The sequence below is a fragment of the Thermalbibacter longus genome, assembly GCF_023806485.1.
GTDB classification, from domain to species: Bacteria; Chloroflexota; Chloroflexia; order Thermomicrobiales; family Thermomicrobiaceae; genus Thermalbibacter; species Thermalbibacter longus.
Map to the genome: position 1 here is coordinate 81,788 of NZ_JAMSLR010000002.1, position 26,386 is coordinate 108,173.

24 protein-coding genes, 1 tRNA gene, 1 other RNA gene and 2 pseudogenes are annotated in these 26,386 nt (G+C 68.5%); 19 read left to right on the plus strand and 9 right to left on the minus strand.

Annotated features, from left to right (window positions below; genetic code table 11):
• Window positions 1-46 precede the first annotated feature (46 nt).
• A complete protein-coding gene (locus NET02_RS03480) occupies window positions 47-721 on the plus strand; it encodes a type II toxin-antitoxin system HicB family antitoxin (RefSeq protein WP_284055984.1) in 675 nt (224 codons plus the stop codon).
• A gap of 10 nt (window positions 722-731) precedes the next feature.
• Here NET02_RS03480 and NET02_RS03485 read toward each other — a convergent pair whose 3' ends face one another.
• The gene (locus tag NET02_RS03485) at window positions 732-1,277 is read right to left on the minus strand and encodes a cob(I)yrinic acid a,c-diamide adenosyltransferase (protein ID WP_284055985.1); all 546 of its coding nucleotides are present in this window, start codon (window positions 1,275-1,277) and stop codon (window positions 732-734) included.
• 164 nt (window positions 1,278-1,441) lie between these two features.
• On the opposite strand from NET02_RS03485, the gene NET02_RS03490 reads away from it, so the two are divergent.
• Both NET02_RS03490 and NET02_RS03495 read left to right on the plus strand, forming a co-directional pair.
• Window positions 1,442-2,878 (plus strand): cryptochrome/photolyase family protein, encoded by a 1,437-nt coding sequence (locus NET02_RS03490; RefSeq protein WP_284055986.1) that lies wholly within the window; start codon window positions 1,442-1,444, stop codon window positions 2,876-2,878.
• A gap of 206 nt (window positions 2,879-3,084) precedes the next feature.
• Window positions 3,085-3,870 carry an HpcH/HpaI aldolase family protein gene (locus tag NET02_RS03495; RefSeq protein WP_284055987.1) on the plus strand — a complete coding sequence of 262 codons (786 nt, stop codon included), beginning with the start codon at window positions 3,085-3,087 and terminating at the stop codon, window positions 3,868-3,870.
• 6 nt (window positions 3,871-3,876) lie between these two features.
• Here NET02_RS03495 and NET02_RS03500 read toward each other — a convergent pair whose 3' ends face one another.
• Complete coding sequence (locus NET02_RS03500) at window positions 3,877-5,046, minus strand: NAD(P)/FAD-dependent oxidoreductase (RefSeq protein ID WP_284055988.1); 1,170 nt, start codon at window positions 5,044-5,046, stop codon at window positions 3,877-3,879.
• Window positions 5,047-5,671: 625 nt separating this feature from the next.
• Between NET02_RS03500 and NET02_RS03505 the strand changes: the two genes are divergently transcribed.
• The 4 genes and pseudogenes from NET02_RS03505 to NET02_RS03520 all read left to right on the plus strand — a co-directional run bounded on the left by NET02_RS03505 (window position 5,672) and on the right by NET02_RS03520 (window position 8,334).
• Window positions 5,672-5,950: a hypothetical protein gene (locus NET02_RS03505; protein WP_284055989.1), complete on the plus strand. Its 279-nt coding sequence runs from the start codon at window positions 5,672-5,674 to the stop codon at window positions 5,948-5,950.
• 121 nt (window positions 5,951-6,071) lie between these two features.
• Window positions 6,072-6,329: pseudogene (locus tag NET02_RS03510) on the plus strand (transketolase C-terminal domain-containing protein); the annotation flags it as partial.
• A 434-nt stretch (window positions 6,330-6,763) separates the two neighbouring features.
• The gene (locus NET02_RS03515) at window positions 6,764-8,149 is read left to right on the plus strand and encodes a multidrug effflux MFS transporter (protein WP_284055990.1); all 1,386 of its coding nucleotides are present in this window, start codon (window positions 6,764-6,766) and stop codon (window positions 8,147-8,149) included.
• Between the two features lie 112 nt (window positions 8,150-8,261).
• Window positions 8,262-8,334: transfer RNA gene (locus NET02_RS03520), tRNA-Gly, on the plus strand.
• A gap of 38 nt (window positions 8,335-8,372) precedes the next feature.
• Here the strand turns inward: NET02_RS03520 and NET02_RS03525 are convergent.
• The gene (locus tag NET02_RS03525) at window positions 8,373-9,449 is read right to left on the minus strand and encodes a M23 family metallopeptidase (RefSeq protein ID WP_284055991.1); all 1,077 of its coding nucleotides are present in this window, start codon (window positions 9,447-9,449) and stop codon (window positions 8,373-8,375) included.
• 227 nt (window positions 9,450-9,676) lie between these two features.
• Here NET02_RS03525 and NET02_RS03530 point away from each other — a divergent pair, with 227 nt between their 5' ends.
• Window positions 9,677-10,936 carry a threonine synthase gene (locus tag NET02_RS03530; protein WP_284055992.1) on the plus strand — a complete coding sequence of 420 codons (1,260 nt, stop codon included), beginning with the start codon at window positions 9,677-9,679 and terminating at the stop codon, window positions 10,934-10,936.
• Here the strand turns inward: NET02_RS03530 and mutM are convergent.
• A complete protein-coding gene (gene mutM, locus NET02_RS03535) occupies window positions 10,864-11,751 on the minus strand; it encodes a bifunctional DNA-formamidopyrimidine glycosylase/DNA-(apurinic or apyrimidinic site) lyase (RefSeq protein ID WP_284055993.1) in 888 nt (295 codons plus the stop codon). The two genes, NET02_RS03530 and mutM, sit on opposite strands and share 73 nt — an antisense overlap.
• Before the next feature lie 42 nt (window positions 11,752-11,793).
• Between mutM and NET02_RS03540 the strand changes: the two genes are divergently transcribed.
• Window positions 11,794-12,141, plus strand: a complete 348-nt coding sequence (locus NET02_RS03540; RefSeq protein WP_284055994.1) for a histidine triad nucleotide-binding protein — start codon at window positions 11,794-11,796, stop codon at window positions 12,139-12,141.
• A 74-nt stretch (window positions 12,142-12,215) separates the two neighbouring features.
• Window positions 12,216-12,571, plus strand: a transfer-messenger RNA (tmRNA) gene (gene ssrA, locus NET02_RS03545).
• A 56-nt stretch (window positions 12,572-12,627) separates the two neighbouring features.
• Here ssrA and NET02_RS03550 read toward each other — a convergent pair.
• Both NET02_RS03550 and NET02_RS03555 read right to left on the minus strand, forming a co-directional pair.
• The gene (locus tag NET02_RS03550; protein ID WP_284055995.1) at window positions 12,628-12,846 is read right to left on the minus strand and encodes a P-loop NTPase family protein; all 219 of its coding nucleotides are present in this window, start codon (window positions 12,844-12,846) and stop codon (window positions 12,628-12,630) included.
• 85 nt (window positions 12,847-12,931) lie between these two features.
• Window positions 12,932-13,312 carry a hypothetical protein gene (locus tag NET02_RS03555; RefSeq protein WP_284055996.1) on the minus strand — a complete coding sequence of 127 codons (381 nt, stop codon included), beginning with the start codon at window positions 13,310-13,312 and terminating at the stop codon, window positions 12,932-12,934.
• Between the two features lie 84 nt (window positions 13,313-13,396).
• Between NET02_RS03555 and NET02_RS03560 the strand changes: the two genes are divergently transcribed.
• Complete coding sequence (locus tag NET02_RS03560; protein WP_284055997.1) at window positions 13,397-13,852, plus strand: MarR family winged helix-turn-helix transcriptional regulator; 456 nt, start codon at window positions 13,397-13,399, stop codon at window positions 13,850-13,852.
• A 307-nt stretch (window positions 13,853-14,159) separates the two neighbouring features.
• Here the strand turns inward: NET02_RS03560 and NET02_RS03565 are convergent, their stop codons facing one another.
• From NET02_RS03565 to alaXM, 3 genes are all read right to left on the minus strand, one after another.
• The gene (locus NET02_RS03565; RefSeq protein WP_284055998.1) at window positions 14,160-14,627 is read right to left on the minus strand and encodes an EVE domain-containing protein; all 468 of its coding nucleotides are present in this window, start codon (window positions 14,625-14,627) and stop codon (window positions 14,160-14,162) included.
• Window positions 14,628-14,878: 251 nt separating this feature from the next.
• Window positions 14,879-16,078, minus strand: a complete 1,200-nt coding sequence (locus NET02_RS03570; protein WP_284055999.1) for an aminotransferase-like domain-containing protein — start codon at window positions 16,076-16,078, stop codon at window positions 14,879-14,881.
• Window positions 16,075-16,827 (minus strand): alanyl-tRNA editing protein AlaXM, encoded by a 753-nt coding sequence (alaXM, locus tag NET02_RS03575; protein WP_284056000.1) that lies wholly within the window; start codon window positions 16,825-16,827, stop codon window positions 16,075-16,077. The genes NET02_RS03570 and alaXM overlap by 4 nt, the downstream gene beginning before the upstream one ends.
• 309 nt (window positions 16,828-17,136) lie before the next feature.
• Between alaXM and NET02_RS03580 the strand changes: the two genes are divergently transcribed.
• From NET02_RS03580 to ilvC, 8 genes and pseudogenes are all read left to right on the plus strand, one after another.
• The gene (locus NET02_RS03580) at window positions 17,137-17,319 is read left to right on the plus strand and encodes a hypothetical protein (RefSeq protein ID WP_284056001.1); all 183 of its coding nucleotides are present in this window, start codon (window positions 17,137-17,139) and stop codon (window positions 17,317-17,319) included.
• Window positions 17,316-19,016, plus strand: coding sequence for a urocanate hydratase (hutU, locus tag NET02_RS03585; RefSeq protein WP_284056002.1), 1,701 nt, complete (start codon window positions 17,316-17,318; stop codon window positions 19,014-19,016). Before NET02_RS03580 ends, hutU begins: the two co-directional genes overlap by 4 nt.
• A gap of 3 nt (window positions 19,017-19,019) precedes the next feature.
• A complete protein-coding gene (hutI, locus tag NET02_RS03590) occupies window positions 19,020-20,300 on the plus strand; it encodes an imidazolonepropionase (RefSeq protein WP_284056003.1) in 1,281 nt (426 codons plus the stop codon).
• Window positions 20,297-21,637 (plus strand): amidohydrolase family protein, encoded by a 1,341-nt coding sequence (locus NET02_RS03595; RefSeq protein WP_284056004.1) that lies wholly within the window; start codon window positions 20,297-20,299, stop codon window positions 21,635-21,637. Before hutI ends, NET02_RS03595 begins: the two co-directional genes overlap by 4 nt.
• A gap of 274 nt (window positions 21,638-21,911) precedes the next feature.
• Window positions 21,912-22,412: a hypothetical protein gene (locus NET02_RS03600; RefSeq protein WP_284056005.1), complete on the plus strand. Its 501-nt coding sequence runs from the start codon at window positions 21,912-21,914 to the stop codon at window positions 22,410-22,412.
• A 443-nt stretch (window positions 22,413-22,855) separates the two neighbouring features.
• Window positions 22,856-24,595, plus strand: a complete 1,740-nt coding sequence (gene ilvB / locus NET02_RS03605; protein WP_284056006.1) for a biosynthetic-type acetolactate synthase large subunit — start codon at window positions 22,856-22,858, stop codon at window positions 24,593-24,595.
• Window positions 24,582-25,115 (plus strand): acetolactate synthase small subunit, encoded by a 534-nt coding sequence (gene ilvN, locus NET02_RS03610; protein WP_430981068.1) that lies wholly within the window; start codon window positions 24,582-24,584, stop codon window positions 25,113-25,115. Before ilvB ends, ilvN begins: the two co-directional genes overlap by 14 nt.
• Window positions 25,116-25,176: 61 nt before the next feature.
• Window positions 25,177-26,193: pseudogene (ilvC, locus tag NET02_RS03615) on the plus strand (ketol-acid reductoisomerase); the annotation flags it as partial.
• Window positions 26,194-26,386 lie beyond the last annotated feature (193 nt).

Below are 26,386 nucleotides of genomic sequence, written 5' to 3' on the forward strand. Positions count from 1 at the left end.
GTAACGACGTCGCGCGCGTGCTGGAGTCTGGGAGGCTAGCTGCAGTATGAGGCTCGACATGCTGGTGGAGCGTTGGGGCGATTCGTACCTCGGCTTCGTCCGGGAGCTGCCGGGCTGCCAAGTCGAGGCGACGGATCTCGACGCGCTCGTCGAGGCTGCCCCGAGAGTCATCGCGTCGCACCTCGACTGGCTGGATCGACGGGGTCTCCCTTCACCGGCCTACGGGACGATCGACGTGGGGATCCGCGAGCTCCGCGACGCGCTGCCGGGAGGGCGTGGCCCCTGTTTCAAGGCGGACCGCCAGGCTCCGAGCCCGGAGGCCATCGACGAAGCGCTTCAGATAGGGGAGGCCGCGCTGGCCGAGCTGGTCGAGCTATACCGCCTCGCTCTCCCGGCCTGGCGAGCAGCATCTACGCGCCCGGCCGGCTGGTCGCCGGACGAAATGCTCCACCACGTCGCCGAGCTGGACGTTTGGTACGCCTCGCGGCTCAGCGCAGACGGTCGCCTCGAGGTCGATCTCCCGGCCGATCCGGTCGTGGCGGTGCTCGTGGCAGGCCGTACCTTCGCGTCGACCGTCCGGTCGATCCCGGTCGAGCAGCGCGGTACGGTCGTCGAGCATGACGGCGAGGAGTGGACGCTGGCCAAGGCGCTGCGCCGGCGCACCGGCCACCTGCGCGAGCACGCGCTCCAGCTCGCGGCCTGGATCTCGTTAGGGCAGTGAGGTCCTGGCCTCAGTGTCTCTCCTCTTTGGCCGGCGTGGGGGTGACGCCGGCCTCGCGGTCTTCGAAGCGAGCCAAGATGAAGAGGAGCGACGACAGCCGGTTGAGGTACGGGAGAAGCTGGTCGTTGTGCACCTCGCCGTCGTGGTACAGCTTGGCCACGAGCCGCTCAGCCCGGCGCACGACCGTGCGGGCCAGGTCGAGCGCGGCCCCCGCTACGCTGTCGCCCGGGAGGATGAAGTGCCGCCCCAGCGGTACTTCGGCAGCGAGCTGGTCGGTCTCCCGCTCCACGCGCTCCACGTGCTCGGCGGTGATGTGGTAACGCTGCTGCTCCACTCCCGGGGCGAAGGCGAGTTCAGCCATCATGACATAGAGGTCGCGCTGGATCCGCACGAGGATCTCTCTGGTGCGCGGGCTGGAGGCGAGCGCGCGGGCCAGGCCGATCGCGGAGGTGGCCTCGTCGAGCGTGCCGTACGTCTCCGGCCGGGGCGCGTATTTCGGAACCCGGCCACCGAGCAGGTCTGTGTAGCCCTGGTCTCCCTTGCGCGTGTAGAACATGGCCGGTTTCCTTTCCACTGCGCGTGTCGGCGCTCGCCGGCTCGTCAGGCACTCCGAGGTCAGGATACCTCCTGCGCCGATCGTACGGGAGAGGTGGTGTACTAGTGCTCGGTCTGCACGCCGCATGAACGGTAGTGCCACTGGGCAAAGGCTGAGAGGCCGAAATGGAAACGCCGATCGCCCTCTGGTGGATCCGCCGCGACCTTCGCCTACACGACAACCAGGCGCTCGCCGAGGCGATGCGCCTGGCGCGCACGGTGATCCCCGTGTTCGTCCTCGACCCCGCGCTGCTGTCCTCGGCGAGCCAGAGCCGGCGGAGAACCCAATTCCTCTTCGCCTCCCTGGCCTGTCTCGACCGCGATCTGCGGTCTCGCGGGTCGAAGCTGATCGTGCGGTCTGGTACCCCGGTCGAGGTGCTCGAACGCCTCGCCTGTGAAGTCGGGGCGCGCTGGGTCGTCGCCGAGGCTGACTACTCCCCATACGCGCTCCGCCGGGATCGCGCCGTCGCCCAGCGGGTCGATCTGCGGCTCTGCCCTGGGCTCACGCTCCAGGATCCTCGCGAGCTGCGGGCTCCGTCTGGTCGCCCCTATACCGTCTTCACGGCGTTCGCGCGGAGCTGGTGGCAGCGACCTGCCCCGCAGCTCGATGCCGTGATCCCGCCTCCGGCACGCCTGCCGCCGGTAGAGGACGTATCGAGCGAACGGATCGTCGCCGAGCTGGACGCGTTTCCCGTCCACGTCTTTCCGCCTGGCGAGGCGGAGGCTCGCGCCCGGCTCGACGCGTTCGTCTCCGGAAGCGATCCCCCGATCTTCCGCTATGCCTCGGAGCGGAACCGGCTCGACGGTGCTGGCTCCTCGCGGCTGTCGCCGTACCTGCGCTTCGGCATGGTGAGCGTCCGCGAGGCGTGGTGCCGGGCGTCGCAGTTGCTCGAGCGCGCGCCGGACGAGGCGTCCCGCGCCGGCGTGCGCGCATGGCTCAACGAGCTTGTCTGGCGCGAATTCTACATCACCCTCTTGTACTCTTTCCCTCGCATGGTGCGCGAGAGTCTGCGACCTGAATACCGGGAGATCGAGTGGGATGACGCCGGTGACGCCCTGGCCGCGTGGTACAGAGGACAGACCGGCTATCCGGCGGTGGACGCCGCCATGCGCCAGCTCGCTGCCGAAGGGTGGATCAGCAACCGCGCGCGGATGCTGGTCGCCTCCTTCCTGGTCAAGGACCTGCTGCTCGACTGGCGGCTCGGGGAGCGCTGGTTTTTCCAGCAGCTCATCGATGGGGATCCAGCCGCGAACAGCGGTGGCTGGCAGTGGAGTGCCGGAACCGGAACGGATGCGGCCCCCTACTTCCGAGTCTTCAACCCGACCAAGCAGGGAGAGCGCTACGATCCCGGCGGGCGCTGGGTGCGGAAGTGGGTGCCTGAGCTCTGCCACGTGCCAGACGAGTTCATCCATCGCCCGTGGGCGATGCCGCGAGCTGTGCAGGAACGCTGTGGTTGCCGAATTGGCCGAGAGTACCCGTCCCCGATCGTCGATCACGCGGTCGCGCGGCAGCGCGCGATCGCGCGTTACCGGGCGGCGCGGTCTGCCGCCACCGACCGGTGACTTCCGGAGCGCCGCTCGCCCTATGCCGGCGTCCCAGTGCCGGTTTCTGTTGCTCGCCGGATCGATCGCGTGACGCTCTGGGGCGCTGCCCTGCGTAGAGGGGCTTTCGCGGCGAGACGAGCTGCGGTAGGGTACGCGGGGCGACCGCGCTCTTGGCCGGTGAGCTGGTGCCGCGCCGTTCGGGATCAGGGACCGTGGAGGTGAGCATGCGCGCGAATGCCGCCAAGCAGAAGATGCTACAGGGGAAGCCCGCCTTCGGCTACTCGCTCCAGCTCGGCTCGCCGCTGGTGGCCGAGGCGCTGTCGAGTTGCGGCGTCGATTTCATCCTGATCGATACCCAGCACGGCTCCTTCAGCCCGGAGTCTACTCTCCTGACGCTGATGGCGCTGGCCCACGGCACGGCCGTGCCGATGGCCCGCGTCGCCCGCAACGACTACACGCTGATCGGCCGGCTGCTCGACGAGGGCGCGCTCGGCATTGTCGTCCCGCTGGTGAACACCCGCGAGGAGGCGCAGGCCGTGGCCGACGCGTGCCTGTTGCCCCCGCGCGGGCGCCGCTCCTACGGTTGGGGGAGGGCCCGCGTCTACGGGAGCGATTATCCCGACCGGATCAACGACGAGCTGTTCGTCGCCGTCCAGCTCGAGACTATCCAGGCGGTCGAGAACGCGGAGGCGATCCTCTCGGTACCTGGCATCGACGGCTGCTGGATCGGCCCGGCCGACCTGGCCCTCTCCCTCGGGATCGATCCCCGGCGCGCGGCTGAAGACGACCGCCACGCCCGGGCGATCGAGCGGGTCGTCGAGGCGTGCCGCAACACCGGCAAGATCGCGGGCTTCGCGTCCTACAGCCCCGAGGACGCGCTGCGCCGGGCGGAGCAGGGCTTCCTGTTCCTGACAGCCGGCAGCGATATCGGCTTTATGCTCGGCGGGGCCACCGCTGGTGTGCGAACGCTCGGTCTGGAGGCGCAGGCCGCGCGCGGCTACGGCGAGTGATACCGCTCAGCCGCTGGCCTGAGCGCTCCACTCCGCCAGTTCCTGCTCCATCGCTCGGAAGTGCTCGGCAGCCGGCGGATAGAGCTGCACGACCGGAGCCGGTTCGGCGAGGAATTCCCCCTCGACGTAGCCCGCCTCGCCTGCGCCGGTGATGAACCAGCACCGGCCACGACCGCTGATCTCCGGCTCGGGCGCCGTCGCGCCCAGCGACCGAGCGATGTCGCGCGCGGCAGCGTCGGCCTGCTGCTGGGCAAACACCGCCGCTTTCGGCATGGGCGAGCCGTTCGGCAGCCTGAGCGTGGTCACGTCGCCGACTGCCCAGACGCCATCGACGGGCGCGCGCATCGTGGGGAACGCGACGGGCACCCAGCCAGTCTCGCCGGTCAGCCCGGCCGCCCGCACGACAGCCGGCGGCTGATGCGGTGGGATTACCACCAGGAGATCGAACGGCTCGCGCGCGCCGGAGGAGAACACGGCCTCGCGGTGTGCCGCGTCGACCGCGACCAGTTCCTGCCCGGTGTGCAGGGTGATGCCTCGCTCGGCCAGCAGCTCGGTCAGTCGCTGGCCAACGGCTGGTCCGGCGACGGCGAGCGGCTGCGGCTCCGGCGTGAAGAGCGCGACCTGAACCGAGTCGCTCACCCCGTGCTCGCGAGCTCTATCGGCGATGAGGAGCGCGCCCTCGTACGGGGCGGGCGGGCACTTGTAGGGAAGGCGAGCGACGACCACCAGAATCCGGCCGCCGGCGAAGCAGGCGAGGCGCTCGCGCAGGTGGAGCGCGCCACCGAGCGTGTAGAACTGCCCGGCAGCCCCGGCGGCGATCGCCGCTTCCAGCCCGGGGATCGCTTCCGGCACCACCTCGGCCCCGAGCGCCACGACCAGCGCGTCGTAGGGGAGATCGCCCCGATCGGTATGGACGCGCCGTGCTTCCGGGTCGATGCCGGTCACCTCTGCGTGCAGGAAAACGATACCGTCTCGCAGAACCTGTGCGGGCCGCAGGCTCACGTCGGCCGGGTTGCGCCAGCCACGCATGACCAGCAGCAGCGAGATCCCCAATCGCTGCTCATCAGCCCGGTCGATGACCGTGATGGCGATCTCGGGCGGCAGGTAGCGTCGCAGGCGCTGAGCTGCGGTCAGGCCGCCCGGGCCCGCGCCCAGGATCACCACTGCCCGGCTCATGGTGCTCCCTCCCGTACCCCAAGCTCATCCACGGCGATCGTGCTTCGCACCTGGCATTGTACTGGGAACCAGCCATGCTGGCGCGGGAGGTCAGTTCGGGCTTCCTGGCCGGCAGAAGGGCATCCCAAGCGCCTATCTCCGCGCCTTGCTGTTCCGGAAGCTCAACGGCGAGCTTGAGAGCCTGCCCACGCCGTACCTAAAATAGGTCATCACCCGGAGACCGCAAGCATGCACCTCGAGACGAGTCGGCCGAGGCTTGCGGCTGTCCAAGCGAAGGTAAGGCCTGTTCCTGGCTTCCCCAGCCCTGCGAGCCCGCTTACTCGATGAGCGCAGGAGCGGAGGTGATCCGGGGGATGACGAGCCGCTCGCGACTCATCGCCCCGGCGCATCGACGGCCTGTCGCGGCGGTGACGTCAGACTCCGGCGCTGTGATCCTGGAGCAGCATGCGTGCCCATGGGCACGTGGGTGAATCTGTGTAGGGGATCGGGATCGCCCATCCAGTCAGCTTGGGGGAAGGGGGGATCGTGCGGCTCGGGCTCATGGTTGAGGGTCAGGAGGGTGTTACCTGGGAACGCTGGCTCCGTATCGTCGATATTGCCGAGCAGTTCGGCTTCGAGTCGGTGGGTGCCGATTATGATCGGTGGCGAGCGGCGCACGCTGCGCCTGGTCGCTGAACATGCCGATGAGTGGAACCCCGGCTTCGTCGATCCCGAAGCCTATCTGCGAAAGAATGTGGCTCTCGCGGATCACTGCGCGGCTGTTCACAGTGATCCACCGTCGATCCTCCGCACCTTGATGGTTGGCCACATCGTCGGGCGGGATCGCAAGGAGCTCCTGGAACGGGCGGCCAAGGTGCACGAGTATCTCGTCGGCAATCAACCGCTCTATCTGCTGCGTCCCTAGACGCTGGACGAGTTGCTGGTCGAGCTACGCCGCCGCTGGTGGTTCGTCGGGACGCCGGATGAACTGGTGACGCAGATCCGCGAGTGGGCCACGTACGGCGTGCAACGGATCATGCTCCAGACTTTCGATCTCGACGATTCTCCGCTCGGTCGAGAAGACAGGCCGGGTGGTGCTGGTAGACCAGGCGCCACGGCACGCCTCGGTCGCGGCGCTGATCGCGGCCGAGATCGCCGAGGCGAGCTTCCACGCGCTCCAGGTACCGCCCAGGCTGGTCACGGCGCTAGACTACCCGGTGCCGTACAGCAAGCCGCTCGAGGAGCACGTGCTGCCGAGCGTCGAGAGGATCACCCGGGCAGTGCGGGGTGTGCTCGCTGCCTGAGCTGGCCGTGCAGTGGCAGCCAGTCCGGCGACGCCCGGAGGAGACAGCGAGCGTGCCCCGCAGCTCGATCGCGTAAGCGGGGACATCGCATGCGCTTCGACTCTGGCGTGGCTGGCGGCTGCTCGCGCGCCGGGTGCGCCCGTTCTCCCGCTCGCTCGAGATTCGGATCACTCGGACTCAATGGGGCGGCTGCGAACTGGCTAGGAGCAGCATCGCGCTCGCGGTGTGTCGCGGATTGTGGTCGAGTATCTTGCCGTCGGCCATGCCATCCAGATGCTCCGGCCCCTGTGCCGGCTCGGCATGCGCCCCAGCCTCGTCTCGCCGCATCGGGCTCGAACGCTGTTAGGGCGGTGATGGCTTTCGCCGTGACCGGCACTCCGGTCTCGGCATCCTGGCAGGCGCACCGCCTGCACGATGAGGGGTGCGCTTCTGCTATGATGGTGCGCTTGGTGGCCCTCGCTCGGTGGGCGGGCGTGCAGGCGAGCTTGCCGGTCGCGAGGAGAAGCGGTCGACCAGGCAACGCGCGGCAGGTGACGACGAAGGGCAGGCAGGCGACGACGCCAGATACGCGCCAGGAGAACGCTGGCGCTCGCTCACCGGTCTCACCGGCCGAACTGACCGCGCTGCTCGGCTTCATGATGGGGCTCAGCGCCTTCAGCATCGACGCGATGCTGCCGGCGCTCCACGACCTGGCGGTCGCTTTCCAGACGAGCGACACCCGTGCCCAGCTCGTGGTCAATCTCTACTTCTTCGGCTTCGCTGCCGGGCAGATCGTGTTCGGCCCGCTCAGCGACCGCTTCGGACGGCGTTCGCTGCTCAGCGTCTCCGCCACTGGCTTCTTCCTGTGCGCGCTCGCGCTCGTCTTCGCCCCGTCGCTCGGGCTCATCCTGGTGCTCCGCTTCCTCCAGGGCGTTTTCGGGGCGGCGCTGCGCGTCGTCGGGACGGCGCTGGTGCGTGACGTCTACCGCGGCGAGGCGATGGCGCGCGTGCTCTCGTTCGCGATGCTGGTCTTGCTCGTTGCCCCGCTCTTCGCGCCCTCGCTCGGGGTGCTCTTGCTCCGCTGGGGCTGGCGCGCGCCGTTCGGCATGATCGCCGCGATCTCTGCCTTCCTCACGGTCTGGCTTGTGCTGCGCTTGCCCGAGAGCCTGCCTCCCGAACGACGGCGCCCGCTCCAGCTCGGCCACCTGCGGCGAGCCTGGCAGCGGCTGCTCCAGACTCCGCCGAGCCTGGCGTTCACCGTGATCCTGGGTTGCAGTTACGGGATGCTCTATGCCTACCTGGCCAGCTCAGCCCAGCTCTACAAGGAGCACTTCGGACTCTCGAACGCCCTCTTCGCGCTCGCGTTCGCGGGGACTGGGCTTGCTCAGGTGTTGGGTACGGTGACGAACGGCCTGGTGATCACCCGGCTGGGCCTGAGGCGAGTCCTGCCACCAGCCGTGGTGGGGTTGAGCCTGGTCTCGGTATCGCTGCTGGGCGTTGCCGCGCTCGGGGTCGGGGTGCTGGGCTACTGGCTCTTGATGAGCGCCGCGTTCTTCGGCATCGCGCTGATCTTCTCCAACGCGAACAGCGCGGCGCTGGAGCCGCTGGGCGACATCGCCGGGTTTGCGAGCAGCGTGATCGGGTTCACCAGCACGGTGCTGGCCAACCTGTTCGGACTGGCGATCGGCCAGCTCGCGCAGGGGTCGCCGGCGGGGCTGGCGCTCGGCTTCTTCCTCCTCTCTCTGGGCAACGTGCTCGCCCTGGCCGTGGCGCTGCGCGCCGGCTGGCGACGTGCCAGCGAACCCTCCGACCTGCCCGCCGCCGGTGCCCCGGGTAACTGACCGCTGTGGGCCGGATACGTCCGGGGCGCGGGACCGTCCACGGCTGCAGGAGAGTCGCAGGGCACTGGACAGCACCAGGCGGTTGACGCTATACTCTATGAGGACAACTGATGCGGGAGTAACTCAGTTGGCAGAGTGCCGGCTTCCCAAGCCGGTTGTCGCGGGTTCGAATCCCGTCTCCCGCTCCGGGACACCGCCCTCCACCGCCGGGCGGTGTCGTTTTCTACTGGGGGGCATCGGCCTGCCCCTGGCCGTTTCCAGCTCCTCCGGTCAGGCTTCTCGAGCCGTGGGACATGCCGGCACCCTCAGACACCTCGGCACCCAGGCCGGCGCAGACGCGGTCACCGCGACGGAGATAGCCCGCGGAGACGTAGCCTGCCTCTTCGCTCTCGCTCTCGAGGCGCCACCAGCCGTCGAACTGCACCGGCAGCGAAGCCGCCAGAAGGAAACGGGGATGATCCTGCACCTGGACATGCAGGTGCGGCTCGGTCGAGTGACCCGAGTTCCCGCAACGACCGACCATTTGCCCGGCCTGGACCGGCTGGCCCGGCCGCACGCAGATGCTACCGCGCTGCAGGTGCGCCAGCAGGCTGTACTCACGCTCCGCGTGGCGGATCACCACGACGTTGCCCAGCGGGCTCCAGGCGAAGGGATCGACGATGCCGACCCACGGGCAGTCGCGGTGGCCGTCCCGCGCCTCGACCACCAGGCCGTCGGCCGGGGCGACGATCGGCTGTCCCCAGGCGTAGCAGTCCTCGGGCTTGGGGGCCGAATCGACGCGACAGCTCCGACCGTTCGCGTCGCTGACGACCAGATCGTACGCATAGCGCTGGCCGGCGAGTCCCCATGAGTGCGATGTCTCCGCCGTGACTCCGCCGTTGTAGACCGTCCAGCAGCCGGTAACCGGGAGCCGGTAGCGTACCTTCTGGCGATAGGTGCCCGGCGCGGGCAAGCGCCCACGGTAGCGCAGGCGTACCAGCAGTTCGCCACCGAGCTGCGCCAGGCTGAACAGCAGCACCGGGGGCGAGAGGATCGTCATGAGGAGACTGCCGGCCATGAGCAGCACTCGTCGAGGGTCCTCGACGAGCGCTCGCCCCCATTGGGCGAGGCGGATCGACCAGATCAGCGCCAGCGCCGCGAGGGCGGCGAGGGTCAGCACGTCCAGCGCCCCTCGCCAGCCGTCGACGAAGCTCATCCGTCGAGCCGCCCACGCTGCCAGCGTCACCGCCACCAGCAGGGGCTCGGCTCCCCGTAGCCGTCGCCATACGCGCTGCGCTGGGCTCTCGATCTGTTCAGCCACCGATCCGATCCTCTCGTTCGGCGAGCGATCTCCGCGCGCCGGTCTACGAACACCGCGTCGCGCCGACCAGCCAATCATTGGGTCTCGCCCGGAATCATACTCGGGTCACGGCCTGGGGATCGATCCGCAGCATCGTGCCGCGACGGCGCCGCGCGCGGCGAGCTGCCGTACACTGGGGGCCGGCACGGCAGGACGCCGGGCATGGTGACGAAGGGAGTACGAGCGGTATGGAACAGGTCGTCTCGGCGAGCTGTCTTGTGAGCTTGCGCTGCACGAGTTGCGGCGCGACATACCCGGCCGACGAGATCCACACCACGTGTCCAGCATGCGGCAAAGTCCTCTTCGCCGAGTACGACCTGGAACGCGCGGCCCAGACCCTGACGCGCGAGGCGCTCCGCTCGCGCCCCTGGACGCTCTGGCGCTACCACGAGCTGATGCCGGTACGGGATCCGGCCAGCCGGCTGACGCTCGGCGAAGGGGGCACGCCCCTGCTGCGAGGCGAACGGCTCGGGCAGGCGCTCGGCCTCTCTCGGCTCTGGCTCAAGGACGAGAGCCAGAACCCGACCGGGAGCTTCAAGGCGCGCGGGCTAGCCGCCGCTGTCTCCCGCGCGAAGGAGCTCGGTGCCAAGGCGGTCGCCATCCCCTCGGCCGGGAACGCGGCCGCGGCCATGAGCGCCTACGCGGCCCGAGCTGGCTTGCCTGCCTACGTCTTCATGCCCGCGGACACGCCTCCGGCGATGCCCGCCGAGTGCCGCGCCTACGGGGCCCACGTCTTCCTCGTCCGCGGCCTCATCAACGACTGTGGACGGGTCGTCCGGGCCGGGGCGGAGCGCTTCGGCTGGATGGATGTGTCCACCCTCAAAGAGCCGTACCGCGCCGAGGGGAAGAAGACGATGGGGCTCGAGCTGGCCGAACAGCTCGGCTGGCGGCTGCCCGACGCCATCGTCTACCCGACGGGTGGCGGTACCGGGATCGTCGGCATGTGGAAGGCGTTCGACGAGCTGGAGCGCCTAGGCCTGATCGGCCGGGAGCGTCCCCGGATGATCGTCGTCCAGGCCGAGGGGTGCGCCCCGATCGTGCGGGCCTTCCAGGCTGGCGTTCGCCACGCCGATCCCTGGCGCGACGCCCACACGGTCGCGCCCGGGATCCGGGTGCCGGTCGCGATCGGCGACTACCTGATCCTCGATGCCGTGCGCGCCAGCGGCGGCACCGCGCTGACAGTCAGCGACGAGGAGATGCTGGAAGGCGTACGCTTGCTGGCCCGGCTCGAAGGACTGTTCGTCTCGCCGGAGGCCGGCGCGACGGTTGCCGCCGCCCGGCGCCTGCGCGAGCGCGGCGAGCTCGGGCCCGACGACGAGACTGTCCTGTTCCTCACCGGGAGCGGGCTCAAGCACCTGGAGCTGGTCGAGGGCGACTACCCGGTGCTCGATCCCGACGATCCTGGCGTGCTCGATCGGCTAGCCGCAGTCGCCGGCAGGAAGGGCTGACACCGGGGGCAGAAGGTCGTGCCGCGCTGTGCCACCACCACGCGCTCGACCGGCGCGCCGCAGACCGGGCAGGGGCTGCCCGGCGGCCGGCCGTAGATCTGCAGCCGGGTCTGGTTCTCGCCTGGCTGGCCGAGGCCATCCCGGTAGTTGCGGATGGTGGTACCCCGGCGGGTGATCGCCGCTGCCAGCACCTCTCGCAGGGCGTGCAGCAGACCTCGCGTCTCCTCGAGGTCGAGCGAGCTGGCGGGACGCAGCGGATTGATGCCCGCGCGGAACAGCGCCTCGTCGGCGTAGATATTGCCCACGCCGGCGAGGAACGACTGCTCGAGGAGCAGTGCCTTGATGGCCCGCCGGTGCCGGGCGAGCCGCTCGTGCAGCAGCACGGGCGTCAGCTCGGGCGAGAGCGGCTCGGGTCCCAGTCGCGCCTCGAGCCGGTCGCGCTCGCCGGGCCGGAGGAGCCCGATGCGCCCGAAGCGGCGGATATCCCGGTAGCGGACTTCCTGCCCCTGGTCGAGCACGAGGCTGAGGTGATGGTGCGGGGGATGCGGCTCGCCTGGCTGGGCCAGGGACAGCTCGCCCGTCATCCCCAGGTGGACGGTAACCGTCGCGCCCGAGTCGAGCTCGATCAGCAGCGTCTTGCCGCGCCGCCCGAGCTGGGCGATGCGCTGCCCTTCGACTTCGCGGGCGAACTCGCCCAGCGGCAGCGCCAGGATATCGGCTGGGTGCTGGCCGGCGAGGACGCGTATGATTCTGGAGCCGCGGAGCTGCGGCTCCAGCGAGCGGCGGACGACTTCGACTTCGGGCAACTCCGGCATTGCGTGCTCCTCAGCGAAGGGATGGGTGAAGAAAGGAGCGGTATGACGACCAGGTGCATATTCTGCGAGATCGCGTCTGGCCGGCAACCGGCGCGCGTCGTCCACCAAGACGACCTGGTGACCGCCTTCTGGGACATCCACCCCCAAGCGCGCGTGCACATCCTAGTCATCCCCAACCAGCATGTTACCTCGCTGCGCGAGGCCGAGGAGGTCGATGCCGCGCTGCTCGGCCGCTGCCTGCAGGTGGCCGCGCGGGTGGCGCGCGAGGCCGGGATCGCCGAGTCCGGCTACCGGGTGCTGACGAACGTGGGGCCGGACGCGGGGCAGAGCGTCTACCACTTGCACTTCCACGTCCTCGGTGGCAACCGGCTGCGACTGGCGCTCGGCTAGCCGGCTTTCACGCCTTGCGCGGTGCGGGAACGCGATGTATACTGAGATTTGCGCTCACCAGGGGCTGCTGTCGAGGGGATGACCGGTTTCGACAGGGCCGTAGGTGCGAGGATTGCAGGCCGAGGTCGCCCCGGGACTCGTAAAAAGGGGCAACCAAGTAACTGGCGAGCGCGAACTCGCTCTGGCTGCGTAAGTAAACGCGGCCACGTCTGCCTGGACCTCTCCCTGGCGGGTCCAGAGCGGGCGTCGCAAAGCCGAGGGTGCCGCTAGCCCAAGCGCCGGTGCGGGCTAGCGTAAGACTGATCCGGCTGGTCCGGGCGAGACCCTGTCGGTGGGGGCTCACCGGCGAGAGCCAAAACACCGACTAAGCCTGTAGTAGATCCTTGGCCGAACGCTCTGGACGGGGGTTCGACTCCCCCCATCTCCACCGGACAACGTGCCCCGGTCTCTCGAGAGACCGGGGCACTGACCTCTCTAGCGGTCGAGCTATCGCCCGATGAGGTGAAGCTCGATGACCTCCCCGCTGCGGCGTACCTCGAACAGTACCCCGCCGTAGCGCACCCGATCTCCCTCTTTGAGACCTTGTGGTAGCCGGACGATCTTCGATCCCGCCACGACTCGCACCGGCCGCCGCTGGCGGCTCGCGCTCGCGGTCGCTCTCGCGCCCCAGGGCGGGTTCTCGCCGCAGCGTGGGCAGTAGCCCATCCAGTTCCTCTCCTCGACGCTGCCGTACTCCTGGCCAAAATCTACCACAGCCACGTGCCCGCCGGCTGCCGGTGTACCCGGCCAGCTAGGCCGTCGGGCGTCGTCGCCCGCTCTGTGCGCCGAGGTACGCGCCGGCCATGCTGAACACGCCGATGTAGACTGCAGCGAGCAGGGAGAAGAAGACGAGCGCAGCCGTCGCCAGGTGGGGGAGAATGCCGAGCTCGACCAGCAGGATCGGCGCCGGTAGCCCGATGAGGAGCCCGAGGACGAGACCGAGGATCAACGCCTCCGTCGCTCGCAGGCGGAGACCTGCTCCGGCTGCGAATCCCCCGATGATCGGGCTGAGTGGCCCGGTGACGAAGTGGAGTCCCGGCGGCAAGAGCGCGAGCAGGCTGACGATGCCGCAGAGTACGATGCCCTCCACGATGCGCAGCGGGCGGATCCCCGGCGGCGACGTTTCGCTCATGACCACCTCCAGCAGTGTCCGCACAACGGCCAGCCGGCCTCGGTCAAGTATATCGTGATCCGATATAATGTGCCGGGAGGCGGAATGGGGCAAATCCTGCGCGACGAGCACTACCAGGCGCTTGCCGAGTTCCGGTACCGGCTCCGGCAGTTCTTGCGCCGGAGCGAGGAGGCAGCGCGCTCCGTCGGTCTCGAGCCGCAGCAGCACCAGTTGCTCCTGGCGCTGCGGGGGTTGCCGCCGGATCGGGAGCCGACGGTCGGCGAGCTGGCGGAGCGGCTCCAGATCCAGCACCACAGCGCGGTCGAGCTGGTCGATCGCCTGGAGCGCCGGGGCCTCGTCTGGCGCGAGCGGGGGGAGCGCGACCGGCGCCAGGTCTATGTCCGGCTCACCCCTGAGGGCAGGCGGGTGCTGGAGGGTCTCGCAGCGTTTCACTGGCAGGAGCTCCAGACCATCGGCCCGGCGTTGATCCAGGCGCTCGAGCGGATCACGCGCGCCGTGCAGGCTGGGGAGGAGTGGGAGTCCCATCGCGAGCGGGAGTGAAGAGGACGAGCGGAGCGTGGGTGTGACGGTCGCCGGCTCGAGCGCTGAGACGTCTCACCGCTGGCCAGCAGGGACGCCGGGGGGGGGGGTAGGTTCGGGTGTCCCGCTGGTCACCCGCACAGGTGTCGCGCCGAGCGGCACGCAGCGCTGACCGTGCCCGCGCGTGTCGGCGCCGCAAAGCCAGCGAGGAGGCTCCCCCGCGAGACGTCGACCGAGCATCCCGACGAGCGCCGGGCAGCCAGACTATCAGTCGTCGGTTGCCCGACTCGCTCTGCGGTTGGGGTCGGAGGAGCTGGTACGCTTCTAGCTAAGCGACTGACGCGTGGGCTTCGAGGAGCGCCTTGCGGATCAGCTCGAAGTCGCCCTCGTCGATCCGGTGCAGATTCCCTTGGAAGGCGAGGGTCCAGTGCTCTGCCGGCCACTTGCGCGTGTACTGCATCTGGCGCGCGACCGGCTCGGCCGGCACGTGTTCGCCCTCGGGCAGGACGATCTCCGGCTCGATCTTCACCCGCCAGGGGTAGTCCTCCGCCTGCTTCTTCGGGTCTTTGCTGCGCCAGATCGGCGTGTGGTCTTCGAAGGAGGTGGAGGTGACGGTCGCGATCGCGGCGAAGGCTTTCTCGCCGGTCAGGTAGTAGACCAGCTTGTCGCCAGGTTTCATCTGCTCGGCCTTCTTGCGGTGCCGGCTCTTGAACCCTTGCACGGTGAAGCCGTGCTGCCGAGTAGCCTCGAAGTTCTCCGGCGAGCCGACGACGATCCAGTATCCCCGCTCCGCCATGCGCGCAGCTCCTTTCGCGGTCTCCGGGCGTCTGTCTCCTGACAGGGAGTATGCCCCAGACAGGTGCCCGTTGTCCAGCGAACACGCGCATACGTACGCAGCGATCAGTGGCACGCAGCCGCCAGGCGCTGGCGCACGTCCACGCCCGCCCTGTCGTCAGCGGGCAAGTGCTCTCGCGGTCGATCCCATCGCGGCGAGGCGAAAATGCTACCGGCGGTCGACCCTGCGGCGGACAGGATCGTTCACCAGGGTCAGGCGAGGGAGGGCTGGACAGCGGCCCGGATGGCGAGTCCCAGCCGGGCCATCCCCTCCTCCAGTCTCGCGGTCGAGAGCGTCGTGAAGCCCAGCCGGAAGCTCGGCCGGGGCGCGCCATCAGGATAGAAGGCCGAGCCCGGGATGTAGGCAGCGCCGTGCCGCGCGCACTCGACCAGCAGCGCGTCGGTATCGACGGCGTCCGGCAGCGTGACCCAGACGAAGAACCCGCCCCCCGGCGCGTTCCAGGTCGCCAGACCGGCCAGTTCCCGCTCGAGACAACGCAGCAGGAGCGTGCAGCGCTCTCGGTAGTTCGCGCGTGCCGCCTCCAGGTGCCGCTCGAACCAATCCCCCTCGAGCACGCGAGCGAGGGCGCGCTGCAGCAGGCGGTCGGCCTGGATGTCGATCCCCTCTTTGGTGTCCACCAGCAGCTTCATGAGCCGGCGCGGCGCGACGAGCCAGCCGATGCGCAGTCCGGGTGCCAGAGTCTTGGAGAAGGTACCCAGGTAGAGCACGTCCGGGTGCAGGGCGCGCAGTGGTGGCGGGGGCGGCCGGTCGAACCACAGCTCGCCGTACGGGTCATCCTCGACGATCGGCACACCGTACCGCTCAGCGAGCGCCACCAGCGCCTGGCGCCGCTCCAGGTCGAGCGTGACGCCGGCCGGATTCTGGAAGGTGGGGACGGTGTAGATCAGCTTCGGGCGAGGTCGAGCGGCCAGGACGCGCTCTAGCGCCTCGACGAGCATGCCCCGGTCGTCCAGCGGCACCGTGCAGATCTCGACAGCGAACGGCTCGAAGACCTGCAGGGCACCGAAGTAGGTCGGCGCCTCCACGACCACGCGGTCGCCCGGTTCGAGCAGCAGCCGGGCGATCAGGTCGATCCCCTGCTGGGAACCGTTGGTGATGATGATCTCCTCGGGCTCGACCGCGGCGCCTCGCTGGCGCATGCGCTCGGCGATGGCGACCCGTAGCGGCTCGTGGCCCTGGGACTCGCCGTACCAGAGCGCCTCCGGCTCGGCGCGCCAGGCCTCGGCCAGCGCCCCGGCGATCCGCTCGGCTGGCAGGCACTCGAGCGGCGGCGCGCCGCCGGAGAAGAGGACGAGGTCAGCGCTCGAGGGCAGGCGGTCGAAGTCGACCAGCAGCGAGGGGCGAATCCGGGCTGCTCGCTCGGCCAGCAGGCGATCCCAGGGGAGGCTCACGCGAGTCCCCCCTGCGCTCGCTCGCTGGGGTCGACCAGCGCGATCTCGAGCCGCTTGTTGATCCGCCCCTTGGAGCGAGTGCCGATCACCTTGATGCCGCCGACCTCTCGCGTGTTGCGCACGTGGGTGCCTCCATCGGCCTGGAGATCCAGTCCGACGATCTCGACCACGCGCACTTCGGTGATGTTGGGCGGCAAGAGGTTGACCTTGGTACGGATCAGGTCGGGGATCTGCTCCGCCTCAGCGCGCGGCAGGGTGCGCCAGCGCACCTCGAGCCCCTGGGCGATGGCCTCGTTTACCAGCGCCTCGATGCGGGCGACGCGCTCCGGGTTGAGGTCTTCGAGCTCGAAGTCCATGCGCGCCTTGTCCACGTCCATGTTGCCGCCGGTCACCAGCGCGCCGTACTCGCGGAAGACGACCCCGCAGAGCACGTGCAGCGCGGTATGGGTGCGCATGAGCCGGTAGCGGCGCTCCCAGTCGAGCACGCCGTGGACGACCGTGCCAGCGGCCGGAGGTGGGCCACCCTCGAGGAGGTGCACGACCTGCCCGTAGTCGGTTCCTCGGCGGAGCGAGACGACGCGCCAGGAGCGGTCGCCGACCTGGAGCTCGCCGGTATCGTGCGGCTGGCCGCCACCGCCGGGATAGAAGGCGGTGCGGTCGAGCACCACCCCGTTGTCCGGGGTGACGAGAACGACCCGGGCATCGAACTCGCGGAGGTAGCTGTCCTCGAGGTACAGGAGCTCAGTCATCCGCTCGCCTCCCCGCTGCTGATGATAAGGGCTGCTCTAGGGCGGGTCAAATCCGAGCGCGCCGACCTCGGCGATGCGCCCACTCGGCCACCCGATCAGCCACGGGCGAGAGCCTAGGCTGGCAATCTGCACGTGTTCGAGCGGTGACCCTTTAAGAGCAAGCATGCGCGCGCTAGCATGGTGACATAGGATTAGGATGAGGAGGTCACAGGAGACCGGAGGCGGTTAGTCGAGAACCGAGCCGGACACACGTCCGGGGGTGACCGAGCTTGTCCCTCGCGTGCTGGCTAGGCTTTCCGGGAGCGTGGCGTGACGCGCGTCGGCGAGGGGGTCGCCGCGCTGCTGGCGGAGCTGGATCGTGTCTTGCCGGTCGACATCTGGAACTACCCGCTCGCCGAGCTGTTTGCGCGCGCGAGCGGTGCTCGAGGCGCACTGCGGCGACAGCGCAGCGGAAGCAGACCAGTTCGCACGAGAAACGGAGGGGATCGATGAGTGATCACGATCATGCGGGCCCCCGCGTCGTCCGGGCTCCGCGCGGCGCGGAGCTGAGCTGCCGTGGCTGGGAGCAGGAAGCAGCTCTGCGCATGCTCATGAACAATCTCGATCCTGAGGTCGCGGAGCGACCGGACGAGCTGATCGTCTACGGAGGGAGTGGACGGGCCGCCCGCTCCTGGGACGCTTTCGACGCGATCGTGCGCGAGCTCAAGCAGCTCGGAGACGACGAGACCTTGCTGGTGCAGAGCGGCAAACCGGTCGCCGTCTTCCAGACGCACCCGGATGCCCCGCGCGTGCTGATCGCCAACGCGTTGCTGGTGCCGGCCTGGGCCACTGCGGCGGAGTTCGACCGCCTGGCAGCGCTTGGCCTCACCATGTACGGGCAGATGACGGCCGGTTCGTGGATCTACATCGGTACCCAGGGAATCTTGCAGGGGACGTACGAGACTTTCGCTGCCATCGCCCGGCGACACTTCGGCGGGACGCTGCGCCATCGCCTGGTACTGACCGCCGGACTCGGCGGCATGGGCGGGGCGCAACCCCTGGCAGTGACGATGAACGAGGGCGTCGCGCTCTGCGTCGAGGTCGACCGGGCGCGCGCCGAGCGCCGCCTGGCGATCCGCTATGTCGATCGGCTGACCGCCGATCTCGACGAGGCCCTGCGCTGGGCCGAAGACGCCCGCCGCGCCGGGCGACCGCTCAGCATCGCGCTGATCGGCAACGCTGTCGATGTGCACGAGGCGCTGCTCGAGCGGCCTGGCTTCAGGCCAGATATCGTCACCGATCAGACTCCGGCACACGAGCCCTGCGACTACGTGGCTCAGGGGCTCAGCCCCGAGCAGGCTCGGGAGCTCGCCCGCCGGGATCCCGCGAGCTACCGCGAGCGGGCACGGCAGAGCATGGCCAGGCACGTGCGGTCGATGGTCGAGTGGCAGCGTCGCGGCGCGATCGTCTTCGACTACGGCAACAACCTGCGGGCGCAAGCCGAGCTCGGCGGCGTCCCGCACGAGGAGGCGTTCAGCTACCCGGGCTTCGTCCCGGCCTATATCCGCCCGCTGTTCTGCGAGGGCAAGGGCCCGTTCCGCTGGGTGGCGCTCTCCGGCGACCCTGACGATATCTACCGCACGGATGAAGCGGTCGCCGAGCTCTTCCCGGAGAACACCAGCCTGCGCCGATGGCTCGAGATGGCTCAGGAGCACGTGCCCTTCCAGGGGCTGCCGGCCCGGATCTGCTGGCTCGGCTACGGTGAGCGAGACAAGGCCGGCTTGCTCTTCAACGAGTTGGTGCGCAAGGGTGTGCTGAAGGGGCCGATCGTGATCGGGCGCGACCACCTGGACGCGGGCTCGGTGGCGTCTCCCTACCGCGAGACGGAGGGGATGCGCGACGGGTCGGATGCGATCGCCGACTGGCCGATCCTCAACGCGCTCGTCAACACCGCTGCCGGCGCGAGCTGGGTCAGCGTGCACCACGGTGGCGGTGTCGGTATCGGGTACTCGATCCACGCCGGCATGGTGGTTGTCGCCGATGGCAGCGAGCGAGCGGAGCGCAAGCTCGCGCGAGTCCTCCGCACGGATCCCGGGCTGGGTATCGTGCGACACGCTGATGCCGGGTACAGCCGGGCGCTGCGGGCAGCGCAGCGCTGGGGAGTGCGCCTGCCCTCGCCCCCGACCGTCGCTCCCGAACCTGAGGAGTAGGGGATGCCGGCGGCGTCTCTGCTCGTCGTCCACGCGGCGGAACTGGTCACCCTGGCAGGCCCGTCCGGCCCCCGAGCCGGCGCGCTCCAGGGAAACGTGCAGGTGATCGACGACGGTGCCGTGGCGGTCGACGCGGCCGGCAGCATCATCATGGCCGGGCCGACGACTACCGTGCTCCGCCAGGTCGATCGGGCGCCTGATGCCCTCGTGCTCGATGCACGGGGCCGCGCGGTGCTCCCCGGCTTCGTCGATCCGCATACCCATGCGATCTTTGCCGGAGACCGGGTACGCGAGTTCGAGGCGCTCCTGTCCGGGGTCGATTACCTCGACCTGTTGACCCGGGGCTGCGGCATCCTCCATACCATGCGGTTAACGAGCGCGGCCGACGAGGAAGAGCTGGTCGACCGCGCGGGCGCCGCTCTCGATCGCATGCTCGTCGCTGGCACCACGACGGTCGAGATCAAGACCGGGTACGGAAACACGACAGCGGACGAGCTCAAGCTGCTGCGCGTGATCGCGCGCCTGGCCGCTACTCGCCCGCAGGCAGTCGTCGGCACGCTGCTCGCCGCCCATGCCGTGCCTCTAGAGTACCGCGACGATCCTGACCGCTACGTCGACATCGTCTGCCGGAGCACGATCCCCGAGGCAGCGGCGATGGGGATCGCCAGGTTCTGTGACGTGTTCTGCGAGGCCGGCGTCTTCTCACTCGACCACGCGCGGCGGATCCTGCTCACCGGTCGCCAGTACGGCCTGATCCCGAAGATCCATGCGGAGCAACGACACCGAACCGGTGGCGCCCGTCTCGCTGCCGAGGTAGGAGCGCTCACCGCGGATCACCTCGAGCATGTCGAGGAGGAGGATCTGGCGGCGCTCCGTGCTTCTGGAACCATTGCTGTCCTGCTCCCCGGCGCCGCGTTCATGCTGCGGGAAAAGCGCCTCCCGCCGGCACGACGGATGATCGAGCTCGGGATCCCGGTCGCGCTCGGAACCGACTTCAACCCTGGCTCGAGCCCGATCTGGTCGGTGCCGGTCATCATCGGGCTGGCCTGCGTTCAGCTTGGACTCACCCCAGCGGAAGCGCTGGTGGCTGCGACGATCAACGCGGCCTACGCGATCGGAGCTGGTGCGCAGGTCGGGAGCATGGAGCCGGGGAAGCGAGCAGATCTGGTAATCCTGGATGTGCCCAGCTACCGGTACATTCCCTACTATTTCGGTGCGACGCTCGTGGATACGGTCATCGCTGGTGGGAAAATCGTCGTCAGGGAAGGACGAATTGTCCGATGATGCGCGTCCTGGCGCCTGAAGCGCTTCTGGATGGGACGACAGTCCGCTTCGGCTGGGCGGTCGCGTACCGAGACGGGTGGATCGAGCAAGTTGGCCCGCTCGAGCAGCTCCGCGCGGCTCTCCCGGGTTGTGTCGTCCTCGAGGCGCCGCAGCGACTGCTCATGCCTGGGCTGGTCAACGCGCACAGCCACTCGTTCCAGTCGCTGCTGCGCGGCCTGGGAGACGACCGACCGTTCGCTGCCTGGCGAGACGTCCTCTATCGGTTTACGCCCCGCCTCGGCCCGGAGGACGTCTACACCGCGGGGCTGTTCGCTTTCGGCGAGATGTTGCGGTACGGGACGACGACAGTCTGCGACTTCTTCTACCTGCATCACGGCGACAACGAGCGTGCCATCGCGCTGGCCCAGGCAGCGGAGGATTTGGGGATCCGGCTGGTGCTCGCCCGGTCGATGATGGACTGGGACGTCGCCCCTGCAGCGTACCGGGAGACTCCGGAGCAGGCCGTCGCGAATGGCCGCGCGCTCGCCTCACGCTTCCAGGGGCACTCGCTGGTGCGGGTCATCCCGGCTCCGCACAGCCCGCACGGAGCATCGGGCGAGATGATCCAGGCAGGCGCGCGGCTGGCCGCCGAGCTCGACACCCCGTGGCACATCCATGTGGCAGAAGCTCCGTATGAAGGAGAACAGATCCGACGGCGCTACGGGTGTGGCCCGCTCGAGTGGATCGAGCAGCTTGGCGCGCTGGACGAGCGCATCCGTATCGTCCACGGGGTCTGGTTGGAAGAGCAGGAAATCGCCGCGCTCGGCCGCGCTGGAGGCGGGTTGATCCACTGTCCTGGGTCGAACCTCTTCCTGGGCGATGGCATTGCGCCGCTCCGCGTGTACCTGCAGCACGGCGTGACCGTCACCCTCGGCTGCGATAGTGGCTCGGCCAACAGCCGGTTAAGCGTGTTCGACGAGATGCGGCTGGCGGCAACCCTGCAGAAAGGGCTGGCCGGGAGCGGCGATGCGCTGGGAGCGGCCGAGGTGCTGCACATGGCGACCACGAACGGAGAGCACGTTACCGGTCTGCCGCTCGGGCGGATCGCGCCGGGAATGCTCGCGGACTTCTGCTTGATCCGGCTCGACGACCTCTCGATGCAGCCGCGGCACCGTATCGCGTACAACCTCGTGTATTCCTTGCACCACGGCGCGGTTACCGACGTCTACGTGCGCGGGGAACCCGTGGTGCGCGAAGGGCACCTGGTGCGAGTTGCCGAAGCCGCGATCGTCGAGCGCGCTCGGCGGCTGACCGAAAGCTGGATGGCGGAGCTCTATCGGGCAGAGTCGACAGTCTGAAGACGAACTGTGGTACCGGATGCCGTTCTGCGCTATCCTGCCGTCACCTGGCCGATACGGCGGCCTAACGCTGCCGGCACGCCGTCCTGGTGCGCTGCGTGTGTTCTCTACCATCGCGGTGCCCCGGGCTACTGCCGGAGCAGAATGGCGTTGGTTTGCGTTGGGCTCGAGCGAGGGCCGCCCTTGCTCTCGCGAGCCACGCTCGGGGAAGGCATTGCGGGGACGATCGAGACCTATCACGTCGGGAATTGCAAGGGAATAGGAGGAGATGCGTATGGTTCTTCGCCCCTTCGACCTCACGAGCATTCCGGAGAGCGAGCTGGAGACGAGCGAGCGCGAGCGCCGGGCGTTCCTTCGCTTGCGACCGATCACCCCGTCCTACCAGACAGCGCCGATCGAGGAGGGGTTCAACTGGGAAGAGGCGCTCGCTGATCTCGATGCGGGGGAGTGGTACCTGGTCGTGTTCCGGTCGGTACGGCGGCCGGACGCGAACGAGCAGGCACTCACCGAGTTCGACGACCAGGCGTACGCCGAGGCGCTCATGACCGGAGGACTGCTGTGTTACTTCGCCGGCGACCTCGATGCCCAGCGGAACTGCCTCTCGTTCTGCGTGTGGCGGTCGCGCGAGGAGGCGCAACGTACCGCCCTGCTCCCGCGCCACGCCGCAGCCGCACAGCTCGCTCCGAGCACGTATGAGTGGTTCGTGCTCGACCGGTACATGATCAGAAAGGTGGCAGGATCAGGGCGCATCATCTTCGATCGGCTGGACGATTGAGCCGGCGCTGCGTTCGGATCCTCGAGAGGAGAGACGCGAGCGCAGGCATCCTCCACCAAAAGCGGGAATAAGCGAAAGATCCTTGACAGCGGTGCGAGATGCTGATAGGCTAGGATGCAACACCGTGATGTGTGGGCGGAGGGTCGTGGCGTGAGGGCAGCAGGTCGACAGAGCAGGGCGAACCGGACGCTCCTGGCCAGCCTGCCTGTCCAGGCGCCCGCTGACCGTTCCCTCCTCGTACGCTCGCTTATTCTCCTTATCGTAGGCATCCTTATTATTCTCCGCGCCAGCGGTCTGGGAGGCTGAGCGAGACACGAGTAGCACGATACCGATAGCCAGACTCGTGAGCCTCCCGAGACCGGGAGGCTCAATCGTTGTGACGATCGAGCGATCAGCGGTAACGCCGGGGTGCCCGGTGAGGTTGGGGCAAGGAGGGTGATGGAATGGCGGTCGAGACCGAAGCGCGACGCGCAGCAACCGATCAGCCGCAGACGGAACCGCAATTGGGTGCCCGGTTGATCTGCCAGGCGCTCGTGCGCGAGGGCGTGGATCTGATCTTCGGCTATCCCGGCGGGGCGGTCATCCCGCTGTACGACGTGCTGCCGGAGTTTCCGATCCACCACGTACTCGTCCGCCATGAGCAAGGCGCGGCGCACGCGGCCGACGGCTACGCGCGGGCCACTGGGAAGGTGGGCGTCTGCCTGGCGACTTCCGGCCCCGGAGCCACGAATCTGGTGACCGGGATCGCCACGGCGATGATGGACTCGGTGCCGCTGGTGGCGATTACCGGCCAGGTGCCGCAGGCCGTGATCGGGATGGACGCGTTCCAGGAGACCGATATCACCGGGATCACCATCCCGATCACCAAGTACAACATGGTGATCCGCAGCGTGGACGAGATCGGCCCGGCGATCCAGAAGGCCTTCTACCTGGCCAAGTCAGGGCGTCCGGGGCCGGTGCTCATCGATATCCCCAAGGATGTCCAGCTCGCGAAGGGCTACCTCGCCCCACCCCAGCCGCTCAACCTGCCAGGCTATCGCCCGACCATCGTCCCGCACCGGCGGCAGATCCGCCGGGCTGCCGAGCTGATCCGGCAGGCCCAGCGGCCGCTCATCCTGGCCGGCCACGGCATCCTGATCTCCGGCGCGACCGATGAGCTGGTCAGGTTCGCCGAGCGCGCGCAGATCCCAGTCGGGCTGACACTGCTCGGGATCGGCGGCTTTCCCGCCTCGCACCCCCTCTGCCTGGGGCTGGTGGGGATGCACGGCTTCGCCCATGCGAACCGGGCTATCCACGAAGCTGACGTGATCATCGGCATCGGCATGCGGTTCGATGACCGGGTCACCGGGCGACCGAGCGAGTTCGCTCCCAACGCCAGGATCGTCCACATCGACATCGATCCGGCCGAGATCGGCAAGGTGCTGAAGACCGAGGTGCCGGTGGTCGGAGACGCGCGAGAGGCGCTCAAGCTGCTGCTTGAGGAGATGGAACCCCTGCGCCACGACGAGTGGATCGAGACGATCCGGAGCTGGTACCGGCCGATCCGCACTGCTCCATCTGGCCCCAACGGCGTGCTCCAGCCGCAGTACGTGATCGACCGGCTGCACAAGCTGACCGAAGGCAAGGCGATCGTCACGACAGACGTCGGGCAGCATCAGATGTGGGCGGCCCAGCTCTATAAGTGCGACATCCCGAACCAGTGGATCAGCTCCGGCGGGCTGGGCACCATGGGCTTCGGCGTGCCAGCGGCGATGGGCGCCTCGCTCGGGCGGCCGGAGGCGGAAGTCTGGGCGGTGGTCGGGGACGGTGGAGTGCAGATGACGCTCTACGAGTTCGCGACGATCGTCGACGAGAACTGCAACGTCAAGGTCGCGATCATCAACAACGGCTACCTCGGCATGGTGCGACAGTGGCAACAGCTCTTCCACAACCGCAACTACTCCGAGACGCCGATCAGTAGCCCTGACTACGTGCTGCTCGGCCAGGCATACCGGATGCCAGCCCGGCGCGTGACCCGACCGGCCGAGGTGGAGGACGCCATCCAGTGGGCCCGCTCGTTCCGGGGGCCGGCGCTGATCGAGTTCGTGGTCAACCAGGAAGAGAACGTCTACCCGATGATCCCGTCTGGAGGCTCTTTCCGGGAAATGATCGATGAGTACGATGTCCAGGATGGGGAGTGGTAGGGTGCGCAGCCACACGCTGGTCGTGCTGGTGGAGGACAAGCCGGGGGTGATGAACCGGATCGTGAGCCTCTTCCGCCAGCGGGGGTTCAACATCGACAGCATCGCGGTCGGCCACACGGAGAACCCGGGCCTGTCCCGGATCACGCTCGTGGCCAAGGGCGATGACCGGAAGATCGAGCAACTGGTCAAGCAGCTCTACAAGGTGCTCGAGGTCATCAAGATTACTGATGTCACCGACGAGAACCTGATCCAGCGGGAGCTCGCGCTGATCAAGGTGAACGCGACCGAGCGAACGCGCTCGGATATCATGCGGCTCGTCTCGGATGTCTACCGGGCACGCATCGTCGATGCGGCGCCGGACTCGATGGTCATCGAGGTCACCGGCCCCCCGGAGAAGATCGAGTCGCTCATCACGTTGATCCGCCCCTACGGGATCAAGGAGCTGGCTCGCACCGGCGTCGTAGCGATGGCACGCGGCGGCCGAGCTGTTGCCATCGGCCAGCCCGAGGTTGTAGCCTAGGCCGGACGTTGCTGGGAGCCTCGCGGCGCTCGCCGGTGTCGATCAGGTACAGGGGAGGTCGAGAAGGACGATGGCTACGATCTACTACGACCAGGATGCGGATCTCTCGTATCTGCAGGGGAAGACGGTCGCGGTACTCGGCTACGGGAGCCAGGGGCATGCGCATGCCCAGAACCTGCGCGACAGCGGGATCAACGTCGTCGTCGGGCTGCCGGAGACGAGCCGGAGCCGCGAGCGGGCTGCCGCTGACGGCTTCGAGGTGCTCTCGGTGGCAGAGGCGGCCCGGCGCGGCGACGTGATCTCGATGCTCATGCCCGACCACGTGCAGAAGGGCGTCTACGAGGAGTACGTGGCGCCGGAGCTGAAGCCCGGCAAAGTGCTGATGTTCGCCCACGGTTTCAACATCCACTACGGCCGGATCGTCCCGCCGGCCGAGATCGACGTCACCATGATCGCGCCCAAGAGCCCTGGTCATGTCCTGCGAGACCTCTACCGGCAGGGAATCGGCGTGCCAGCGCTCATCGCCGTCCATCAGGACGCGAGCGGCCAGGCCAAGCAGCTCGCTCTGGCCTACGCCAAAGGACTGGGCTGCACCAAGGCCGGCGTGCTGGAGACGACGTTCAAGGAGGAGACCGAAACCGACCTGTTCGGTGAGCAGGCGGTGCTCTGCGGTGGCGTGAGCCACCTGATCCAGGCCGGCTTCGAGACGCTGGTCGAGGCGGGCTACCAGCCGGAACTGGCCTACTTCGAGGTGCTCAACGAGCTGAAGCTGATCGTCGACCTGATCTACGAGGGCGGGCTGAAATTCATGCGCTACTCGGTCAGCGACACGGCCGAGTACGGTGATTACGTCAGCGGGCCGAAGATCATTGACGATCGGGTGCGCGAGACCATGCACCAGATCCTCCAGGATATTCAGACCGGCCGCTTCGCTCAGCAGTGGATGGCCGAGAACGACGCGGGACGGCCGAACTTCTCTCGGATGCGCCAGGAGGCGCAGCAGCACCCGATCGAGGAGGTCGGTGAACGGCTGCGAGCCATGATGCCCTGGCTAAAGGCACGTCAGATCCCGTCCTAGGGGGCGGCTCGACCCACAGGCGCGCCGCCGGCAAGCGAGCGCGGAGAACCCGGCCTAGGGATGGCCTCTGATCCCTGGGATGATCGGTACCGGGTGAGCGACCGATCAGCGGTCGCTCGTGCCTCCAGATTGGTCTGCGCGGAGCTAGGCGCGGCCCCGGATTTTTGCTATACTGCGACCTGTTGCGTGAGCT

Bases quoted from the DNA above. Each gene is read 5' to 3' on its own strand.
- ilvN (WP_430981068.1), top strand. From the start codon at position 24,582: ATGGGGAGTGGTAGGGTGCGCAGCCACACGCTGGTCGTGCTGGTGGAG.
- mutM (WP_284055993.1), bottom strand. From the start codon at position 11,751: ATGCCGGAGTTGCCCGAAGTCGAAGTCGTCCGCCGCTCGCTGGAGCCG.
- ilvB (WP_284056006.1), top strand. From the start codon at position 22,856: ATGGCGGTCGAGACCGAAGCGCGACGCGCAGCAACCGATCAGCCGCAG.
- NET02_RS03550 (WP_284055995.1), bottom strand. From the start codon at position 12,846: ATGGGCTACTGCCCACGCTGCGGCGAGAACCCGCCCTGGGGCGCGAGA.
- NET02_RS03600 (WP_284056005.1), top strand. From the start codon at position 21,912: ATGGTTCTTCGCCCCTTCGACCTCACGAGCATTCCGGAGAGCGAGCTG.
- NET02_RS03515 (WP_284055990.1), top strand. From the start codon at position 6,764: ATGATGGTGCGCTTGGTGGCCCTCGCTCGGTGGGCGGGCGTGCAGGCG.
- hutI (WP_284056003.1), top strand. From the start codon at position 19,020: ATGCCGGCGGCGTCTCTGCTCGTCGTCCACGCGGCGGAACTGGTCACC.
- NET02_RS03485 (WP_284055985.1), bottom strand. From the start codon at position 1,277: ATGTTCTACACGCGCAAGGGAGACCAGGGCTACACAGACCTGCTCGGT.
- NET02_RS03565 (WP_284055998.1), bottom strand. From the start codon at position 14,627: ATGGCGGAGCGGGGATACTGGATCGTCGTCGGCTCGCCGGAGAACTTC.
- NET02_RS03595 (WP_284056004.1), top strand. From the start codon at position 20,297: ATGATGCGCGTCCTGGCGCCTGAAGCGCTTCTGGATGGGACGACAGTC.
- NET02_RS03490 (WP_284055986.1), top strand. From the start codon at position 1,442: ATGGAAACGCCGATCGCCCTCTGGTGGATCCGCCGCGACCTTCGCCTA.
- hutU (WP_284056002.1), top strand. From the start codon at position 17,316: ATGAGTGATCACGATCATGCGGGCCCCCGCGTCGTCCGGGCTCCGCGC.
- NET02_RS03560 (WP_284055997.1), top strand. From the start codon at position 13,397: ATGGGGCAAATCCTGCGCGACGAGCACTACCAGGCGCTTGCCGAGTTC.
- alaXM (WP_284056000.1), bottom strand. From the start codon at position 16,827: ATGACTGAGCTCCTGTACCTCGAGGACAGCTACCTCCGCGAGTTCGAT.
- NET02_RS03555 (WP_284055996.1), bottom strand. From the start codon at position 13,312: ATGAGCGAAACGTCGCCGCCGGGGATCCGCCCGCTGCGCATCGTGGAG.
- NET02_RS03530 (WP_284055992.1), top strand. From the start codon at position 9,677: ATGGAACAGGTCGTCTCGGCGAGCTGTCTTGTGAGCTTGCGCTGCACG.
- NET02_RS03500 (WP_284055988.1), bottom strand. From the start codon at position 5,046: ATGAGCCGGGCAGTGGTGATCCTGGGCGCGGGCCCGGGCGGCCTGACC.
- NET02_RS03540 (WP_284055994.1), top strand. From the start codon at position 11,794: ATGACGACCAGGTGCATATTCTGCGAGATCGCGTCTGGCCGGCAACCG.
- NET02_RS03495 (WP_284055987.1), top strand. From the start codon at position 3,085: ATGCGCGCGAATGCCGCCAAGCAGAAGATGCTACAGGGGAAGCCCGCC.
- NET02_RS03480 (WP_284055984.1), top strand. From the start codon at position 47: ATGAGGCTCGACATGCTGGTGGAGCGTTGGGGCGATTCGTACCTCGGC.